Origin of the sequence: Enterorhabdus sp. P55, from assembly GCF_009911695.1 — a bacterium.
Lineage (GTDB): Bacteria > Actinomycetota > Coriobacteriia > Coriobacteriales > Eggerthellaceae > Enterorhabdus.
The window spans coordinates 1-5,692 of the sequence record NZ_QWKK01000122.1; the positions used below are offsets into that span (position 1 = coordinate 1).

Below are 5,692 nucleotides of genomic sequence, written 5' to 3' on the forward strand. Positions count from 1 at the left end.
CCGACTCGGCTACCGCGCCTGCTGCCTGCCGCGCGCCCAGCCAGGCTACCTCTCCCGACCCGGCCGCCACGTCCGACCCGGCCGCCGCGCCTGCTACCCGCCGCGCGCCCGATCCGGCCGCCAGCCCCGTCGCGCCCGTCAGTCCCGCCGTGGACTGCGTGCCCGGCTCGCCCATCGAGTGCTACACGCCCGGTCTGGCCCCCGACCCGGCCGCCGGCCCCATCGCGCCCGGCCAGGCCGCCGCAAATGCTGTGCGTCTCGCGCCCGACCAGGCCGCCGCGGATGCTGCGTGCTGCGCTCCCGACCCGGTTGCCGCGTCCGACCCGGCTACCGCGCCTGCTACCCGCCGCGCCCCCGATCCGGCTGCCGGCCCCGTCGCGCCCGTCTTCACCCTCGAGCACCTCGAGAACTTCCAGCCAGCCGACATCGCGCGCCTGGCCCGCCTCGGCGTGGTGGCGTCGGTGCAGCCGCGCCACATGACCCTCGACCCCGGCGGGCCCGAGCGCGATCTGGGCCCCGCGCGCGTGCCGTATATGTGGCCCTTCCGCCAGCTGCTCGACGCGGGCGCCACGCTCGCCTTCGGCACCGACGCGCCCGTCACGCCCACCGACCCGCTCGCCGCCGTCTACGCGGCCGTCACCCGCAGGGACGCCGACACCCGTGAGCCCGCCGGCGGCTGGCTGCCGGCCGAGGCGCTCACCGTGCCCGAGGCCCTGCGCGCCTACACCGCCGGCAGCGCCTGCGCCGCCGGGCGCGCCGCCGATCTGGGCGTCCTCGCGCCTGGCATGCTTGCCGACCTGGTCGTCCTCGACCGCGACCTCACCGCCGTCGACCCCGAGGCCATCCTCCAGACCCGTGTGCTCGCCACCTACGTGGGCGGCTGCCGGGTCTACGCCGCCAGCTAGCGTGCCCGCGCTTCGCCGCCTCGCCCTCCTTCGGCGTGCGCGCGAATGCCGCGAAAATGGCCATCTGCTTCGAAATTCCGAGCTTCATTTGGCCACGTCTGGTTGTGGCGCAAGCGTTTCCCCAGGTCGCGTTTTCGTCTTTTGCCAAGCTCCCGCTTTCTGCCCGCAAAACCCGAGCTGAGCCTCGGAATTTCGAAGTAAATGTCCAAAAACGGCCCGCCTTGATGCGCACGCGCCCTCTCAGGCTCACCTCACCCGAAAACAGCCAGGCGCGGACGCCGTGCGGCCAGGGGCGCGCTATCCTTAGGGCCGTCACTGATAACGCGCGCGAGCCGGTGGCCACGCGCCGACGCTAAGGGGTTGCCATGTACAAAGTCCACTGCCTCAACAACATCTCGCCCGAGGGCCTGGCCCTGCTGACCGACCAGTACGAGCTCGTCGACGACATCGAGCAGGCCGACGCCGTGCTCGTGCGCAGCGCCAATATGCACGAGATGGCTATCCCCGCCAACCTCAAGGTGGTCGCTCGCGCCGGCGCCGGCGTTAACAACATCCCGCTCGAGGCCATGGCCGAGGCGGGCATCCCCGTGCTCAACACCCCTGGCGCCAACGCCAACGCCGTGAAGGAGCTCGTACTCGCCGGCATGCTGCTGGCTAGCCGCGACATCGTCGGCGGCATCGCCTGGTGCCGCGACAACGCTGGCGACGAGAGCATCGGCAAGTCCGCGGAGAAGGCGAAGAAGCAGTTCGCCGGCCGCGAGATCACCGGCAAGACCCTCGGCGTCATCGGGCTGGGCGCCATCGGCAAGCTCGTCGTGGCCGCCGCCGAGGCGCTCGGCATGAAGGTCGTCGGCTACGATCCCTTCCTCGACGCCGACCGCGCTGCCGCTATCTCGCCGGCCATGACCTTCGTTGCCGACCTGGCCGACCTCTACCCGGCCTGCGACTTCATCACCATCCACGTGCCGGCTACGCCCGATACCAAGGGCATGATCAATGCCGAGGCCATCGCCCAGATGAAGGACGGCGTCGTGTTCCTCAACTTCTCGCGCGACACCCTCGTGGACGACGCCGCCATGGCTGCTGGCCTGACCGACGGCAAGGTGGGCTGCTACGTCACCGACTTCGCCAACCCGGCCGTCATGGCCATGGAGGGCGCCATCGTCATTCCGCACCTGGGCGCCTCCACGGCCGAGGCCGAGGACAACTGCGCCATCATGGCCGTCAACCAGATCATGGACTACCTGGAGAACGGCAATAAGGTTCACTGCGTCAACATGAAGTAAGCTCGTGTCGGAAGCGTCGCGCCTCGCGGGCTGGCGCGGCGGCTTGAAACATCCGCCGCGTTTCGCCTCTGTTGCAATTGGCCGTCGTGCCCTCGGGTGCGGCGGCCTTCTTCTATCATGGGCGGAACGCTCAACCACGTCCGGCTCGGCGCGTGGCGCCCGAGGCCGAAGAAGGAGGCATCATGGAAGAGGGAATCCTCAGCGGCAAGGTGGCCATCATCACCGGCGCCACGCGCGGCATCGGCTTTGCCATCGCGCATGAGTTCCTGAAGTGCGGCGCGAAGGTGGCCATCTGCGGATCGCGCCCGGAGACCGTGGAGCGCGCGCTCGCGGAGCTCCGCGAGACCGATGGCGACTACCCGGTCATGGGCATCGCGCCTGACCTGACCGATCCGGACTCCATCGCGTCTGAGTTCCAGAAGGTGACTGACGCCTTCGGTCGCCTTGACATCCTGGGCAACAACGCCGGCGTCAGCTCGCGCACGCCCATCCTCGACTACACGGCCGACGAGTTCCGCAGGGTCATGGAGCTCAACGTCGATGCGGTGTTCCTCTGCAGCCAGGCGGCGACGCGCATCTTCCGCGAGCAGGGCGAGGGCGGCTGCATCATCAACACGTCGTCCATGGTGGGGCGCTACGCCCAGCCCTCGGGTTCGGCTTACCCCACGTCGAAGTTCGCGGTCAACGGGCTGACGCTCTCGCTCGCGCGCGAGCTGGCGAAGGACGGCATCCGCGTGAACGCGGTGGCACCGGGCGTCATCCACACCGACATGGTGGACGCGCTGCCCGAGTCCCTCATCCAGCCGCTCATCGCGAGCATCCCGCTCGGCCGCATGGGCGAGCCCTCTGACATCGCCAACGCCTACCTCTTCCTGGCGAGCGACATGGCCAGCTACATCTCCGGCGCCGTGATTCCCGTGGACGGACTCTCCCGTCCGTAGGCAGCGCTTCCGCGAAGGCGCCCCTTCTTCGGAGGGGGTGGTCGCCGGCGTCCTCTCCGGCCCTTGGCGCCCCGCGGCGCAATCGCGATCTCTTCCTGCCAGAGAGGAACGCGCGAGGCGGGGTAGGAGGAGGCGAAGGCGGGGCGTCGGCTTGTTCTCCTGCCCCGCGCTCCGTCTTTCCGCTAGCGCTCCCGCGAAGGCGCCCCTTCTTCGGAGGGGGCGCCTTCGTCGTCGGGGGACAGGCCGGTGGCGGCGGGCTAGGTCGTTTCTCGTCGCGCCGCCTCCACCACCAGGCGAACGCGGTTCTCGCGGTTGAGCGCCGATGCCTCCGGATCGTAGTCGAGCACCGTCACCTGCAGGTTCGGGTAGCGTCTCCCCAGGTCATGAAGGACGCCGCGACTCTTTACGTGACCTTTCAGGCAGCCGAAGGACTGGAGGTAGATGACGTGGCGAACGCCCGCGGCCGCAAACGCGTCGAGCTGTGGAAGGAAGCGCACGTCATCGGCGAACAGCAGGTCGGCGTCGGGAAGCACCGGCTCGGCGCCGAGCGACTTCAGCAGATCGACCAGCCCGTCGTTCATGAACGGGTCGAGCACGAGCAGCGGGTTTCCTACGATGCCGATGCGCGGCTTCGCGCTTGCCCGCGTTTGGGCGGAGGCGTCCGTCGAACGCGCGCCGGCCGCTTCCGCCTCCGCGGCTGCGCCGGTGGGCGCGGCAGGCGCCTCGGGCTCGGCTCCCGGGGCGCCACCTGCGGCCAGCGCTGCTTCTCCGGAGTGCTGCGGCGAGGCGCCGTCCGCGTCATCCGCGCGCCACGAGCGCTCCCAGACGAACTCCGGCGCGCGTCCCGTGGCGCGCTCGACCATGCGCGGCACGGCGTCGACCAGGCACCGCTCGCACACCGCCGGCAGCGTGATGGCCGCCAGCTCCGGGTTCTCCTCCAGCAGGCGAATGGCCCGTGCCGCCAGCGCCGTGGCCGTGAAGCACACGTCCTTGGCCGTGCAGCGCCGCGCGACCTCGAGGTCACCTTCGTCCAGCCCTCGATCCAGCAGGAAAGCGCCGCTGCCTTTCTGCCGGAGCCCCTCGGGGGAGTCGGAGTCGGGGGAGCAGCCCGGCGACGTGCCGGGCGTTCCCTCCCGCCGCCCGTCGAGGGAGCCGAGCATGCTGGAGGCGACCTGGGATCCGGGGGCGTCGGGCGCAGCGGGCGTGCTGGGGGCACTGGCCGCGTCGGGTGTGCCCGGCACGTCGGAGGCGCCGGGCGCGCCCGACAAGCTGAGGTCGTCGAAGGTGTCGGGGGTGTGGGACGCGCCTGCCCCCTGATGCGCGTCGAGGGCGTCGGACGCGCAGCCCCCTCCGCCGAAGGCGCTCTGGCGTGTCGAACCCTCGCGCACGCCCCCGTCGCCGGATCCCGCTTGCGTTTCACGTGAAACGCGCGTAGCGCGGCGCTTTCGGGCGGCGATGGTCTCGCCGAGGGTTCTCAGGCGAATGCGAAGGTGGGCGGTGTCCACCATCTCGTCCACCTTGAGGGCGGTGAAGGGGGCGCCGGCTTCCACGGCCAGGTCGCGCACCTCCTCCAGGCTCACCGCGTCGAACCCGCAGCCGAACGACTGGAGGCACACGAGGTCGATTTGCGGATGGCCGAGGGCGAAGCGAGCTGTCCGGACGAGGTGCTTGGCGGGCTTCCACGGATAAGCGCCCGGCGCGCGTCCGTCGGCCTCGCGCAGGCGGCTGCCGAGCGCCAGCGGGTTGAGCACGGCGAAGCCCATCTTGTGGAGCATCGCGTCTACGTCGTGCGCGAGTGCCGCATCGTTGTGGTAGGGGCGGCCTGCCACCAGGACAGCATGGCGACGAGGGTCGGTCTCCACCCAGGCCAGCGCCGCCGTGCCGGCCTGCTCCATCGTGGTCTCGAAGGCCTCTTGGGCCGCGAGCGCCGCTGCCAGGGCGGCATCCAGCTCACTCGGCTCCAAGGGCATGCCCGTGGCGGCCGCGAGCGGCTCGAGGTAGGCGGCCAGGGTCGCCCGATCCTCGGCGCACGCGACGAGGGAGCGCGGCTTGCTCTGGCTGAGCGTCGGCGCTAGGAGCGTCGGCATGCCATCGCGGATGCCAAGGCCGGCGCCATCGGCCAGGGCGTCGGCGTACTCGCAGGTCACCGGACAGTGGTGGCTACGGTCGAAGCGCGCCATGAGCACGGCGTCGCAGCCCTTGTCCACGAGCGAGAACAGGCGGCCGTGAGTCAGCTTCGCGGGATAGCAGACGCTCTCGGAGGGCACCGTCTCCCAAGCCGCACGCGATCCTCCCTGGCCGATGGCGTGGTCAGGCACGCGCACGCTGAACCCGAGCTCGGCCAGCAGCGTATGCCAGAAGGGGAGCGCCTCGTACATCTCAAGTGTATCTAATATCCCAAGGGCCATCTTTCCGCGCGGTTCGGCGGACTCGACGTCCCCCAGCCGCGCGATGAGCCCTTGCTCAAGCGCCATCAGGTTCGGAGCGCCGCCGCCCGCCGCCGCGCCGCTTGTCGCTCCACGCGCCTCCGCGCCCGCCGCGCCCGCCGCGCCACCCGCCG

At 70.8% G+C, this 5,692-nt stretch carries 5 protein-coding genes; 3 read left to right on the top strand and 2 right to left on the bottom strand.

The features are described 5' to 3' along the window. Nucleotides 1-905 (top strand): amidohydrolase family protein (locus tag D1643_RS09435; protein WP_160710380.1); only part of this gene is annotated, 905 nt, incomplete at its 5' end. On the opposite strand, the gene D1643_RS09440 is transcribed toward D1643_RS09435, so the two are convergent. After that, nucleotides 902-1,114, bottom strand: a complete 213-nt coding sequence (locus D1643_RS09440) for a hypothetical protein (protein ID WP_160710381.1) — start codon at nucleotides 1,112-1,114, stop codon at nucleotides 902-904. The genes D1643_RS09435 and D1643_RS09440 overlap by 4 nt on opposite strands. 156 nt (nucleotides 1,115-1,270) lie before the next feature. On the opposite strand from D1643_RS09440, the gene D1643_RS09445 reads away from it, so the two are divergent. After that, the gene (locus D1643_RS09445) at nucleotides 1,271-2,191 is read left to right on the top strand and encodes a 3-phosphoglycerate dehydrogenase (protein ID WP_160710382.1); all 921 of its coding nucleotides are present in this window, start codon (nucleotides 1,271-1,273) and stop codon (nucleotides 2,189-2,191) included. Nucleotides 2,192-2,373: 182 nt separating this feature from the next. After that, complete coding sequence (locus tag D1643_RS09450; protein WP_201751068.1) at nucleotides 2,374-3,132, top strand: SDR family NAD(P)-dependent oxidoreductase; 759 nt, start codon at nucleotides 2,374-2,376, stop codon at nucleotides 3,130-3,132. 257 nt (nucleotides 3,133-3,389) lie between these two features. On the opposite strand, the gene D1643_RS09455 is transcribed toward D1643_RS09450, so the two are convergent. Beyond that, on the bottom strand, nucleotides 3,390-5,692 hold a 2,303-nt coding region (locus tag D1643_RS09455; protein ID WP_236643528.1), incomplete at its 5' end, for an acyl-CoA dehydratase activase-related protein.